We start from the raw sequence: 2,403 nt of genomic DNA on the forward strand, positions 1-2,403 counted from the left end.
TCCATTGTCGGCGTATAAGGGAGAAAGCACATCTTCTGCACTCTTAGACTCATTTGCCTCTTCTATACCTAACGGATATCACGTATATAGACATACTGACGGTAGAGATTATCTAACTCCTAACGATCCTACCGCTCCTAGTGCATTTGATTATAAAGAAGGCTGGTATGTAAGTAAAGACGGCAACCTTGCTATCGGTCAAGATAACGCTAAAGACCTAGCAGTAACTAGCGCGGCAAAAGCTTCAAACTATCTAGATGATGGCTCAGTAGCTAAGATAGTAGATCCTGGTCAAAATTTAAAAGTATTTGGTTCAGATACTCCAAATAATATAACCGTAGACAATGCAAAAATAACATCTGTACACTCAGGAGTTGGAAACGATAACGTTGATCTCAAAAACGGTGCCGAGACAGAAAATGTTTCTGGTGGTTCGGGAAGCGATGGTATAACCGTAGATAATTCTACTATTAGTGGTAAGACTATTACCAATAGTGACGGATCAACAAGTCGTGAAGCCATTACTGGAGATAGTGGAGAAGATACTATAACTGTAACAAATTCTAATATCACTGGTAATATAGACGGCGGAGCGGATAACGATAAGATAGAGGTTATGGGTACCGGCATCAAAGATGGTCACGGAAAAGTCGTAGGCGACATTAACGGCGGAGATGGAAATGATTATATAACCGTAATGACTGACGTAGATGGCAATATAAACGCGGGCAGATCGTCTAATAGTGGCATTCCTGGACATGTGGGCGATAATCATACGAGATACGAGGATAGAGTTAGTATCGGAGGAACATCTGCTCCAGGTACTAGTGTTACGATAAATGGAAATGTCACTGCTGATGGTAATGTTACTATGGGTACAAGCGACGTTCATATTAAAGGAAGTATTACAGCAAATAGCGCCTCAAACCAAAGCGCAGAAATAAGTTTGAGCCAAAATACGGTAATAGACGGAGACGTTATAGGGGGTCACGGAAGGGATTTTATAGATATAAGTGGATATCATAATGGAACCAAAGATGCTATAGTTCACGGTAAGATTGATGCTAGAGAAGGTGACGATAGAATAGACGTATATAATGGTAGCGTAGGAGGTCAAATCGAAGGTGGAAAAGGTGATGATACGTTCAACCTATATAAAGGATCTCGCATAAACGGTATAAACGATATAGAAGGAAATAGTCAGCTTCAAGTAAACAAGACTACAGTGGATAGCAATCTTAATTTTAATGGTGACACTAAAATAGAAGTAATTGACGGTGGCAATATTTCAACCAATCTAAATTTAAGTCATAATAATAGAATTACGGCAATGGGCGATGACTCTAAAATAACCGGGGATATAAACTTTAGTGGTAGCGGTAAACAATTTGTTAGCGCAATCGACGGAGGTGAAATCGGTACTGTAAATTTAGGAAATGGACAAAACGAGGTCGTGGTTGGAAGTGGGCGTAGCGGAACGTATCAAGACTCTAAGATAGATAACGTAAACGGTGGAGGTGGAACCGATACCATAAAAGCGTTTAGTGGAGGTACTATAAATAACCTAAATATAAAAGACGGTAACGGTGACGATACTATATCTAGATTCAGTACGGAAAGTTACGACGATATGGGCCAACACACTAAAGGAGAAGGTGTTATAAATCATATCCAAAAAGATAGCGGAGATAACGAAATACACGGTAGAGTGATAAATAAAATAACCAATGAAGGGGAAGAAAGGCATATTATTGTAGATAGTTCTGAAAATAGCAATATAGATCTATCTAGTATAATGGAACACGGCTTAAGTCAAAATCATGCAGGCGTTATGAATCACGTATACGACTCGATAGACATATCAAATGTAGCAAATGCTAGGCTTAAGGTTAATATTGCAGATGTGTTAAACGTACCTGAAAAAAATCACGGCATTGACGAAATAGAAACTGTTTTAAAGCTTAAGTATGGCTCAGACGATAGAGTAACTCTTGAAAATAGTGGTAGCAAAAACGGTTGGCATGAGATTACAAATGACGGTGATGCTAGCAATAAAACGTATAAAGCAGAGCTAGATCACGATGGCAACACATATTCGGTTATAATTAAAGTTGACAATGATTCTATTACTCCGGATATTTAGTTGATTATATAAAAGAAATAAATCCTTTATATGTAAAGCAACTAAAAGTATTTAGTTGCTTTACTACCTAGTATCCAAAAATAACAACTGTAAATTTTGCAATACCTATATTTTTAGCGTTTATTTCATTTAATATTAATCTACAAATTTGACCCTATTTTAGCCTAACTGAAGAAAAACAAATTAACTCTAAATCCCTACTGTTTGTTTCACAATATCACACAAATCTTTCAACACTGTACCCCAGTACAATAGACATA

The 2,403-nt window shown here is 37.4% G+C and carries 1 protein-coding gene; it reads left to right on the top strand.

All coding sequences use genetic code 11. The features are described 5' to 3' along the window. Nucleotides 1-2,143, top strand: a 2,143-nt coding sequence (locus tag A3223_RS09695; RefSeq protein ID WP_180378730.1) for a hypothetical protein, incomplete at its 5' end; no start/stop codon positions are given. Nucleotides 2,144-2,403: the final 260 nt, after the last annotated feature.

It is taken from the genome of Campylobacter concisus (assembly GCF_002092855.1).
Classification (GTDB): Bacteria; Campylobacterota; Campylobacteria; order Campylobacterales; family Campylobacteraceae; genus Campylobacter_A; species Campylobacter_A concisus_AI.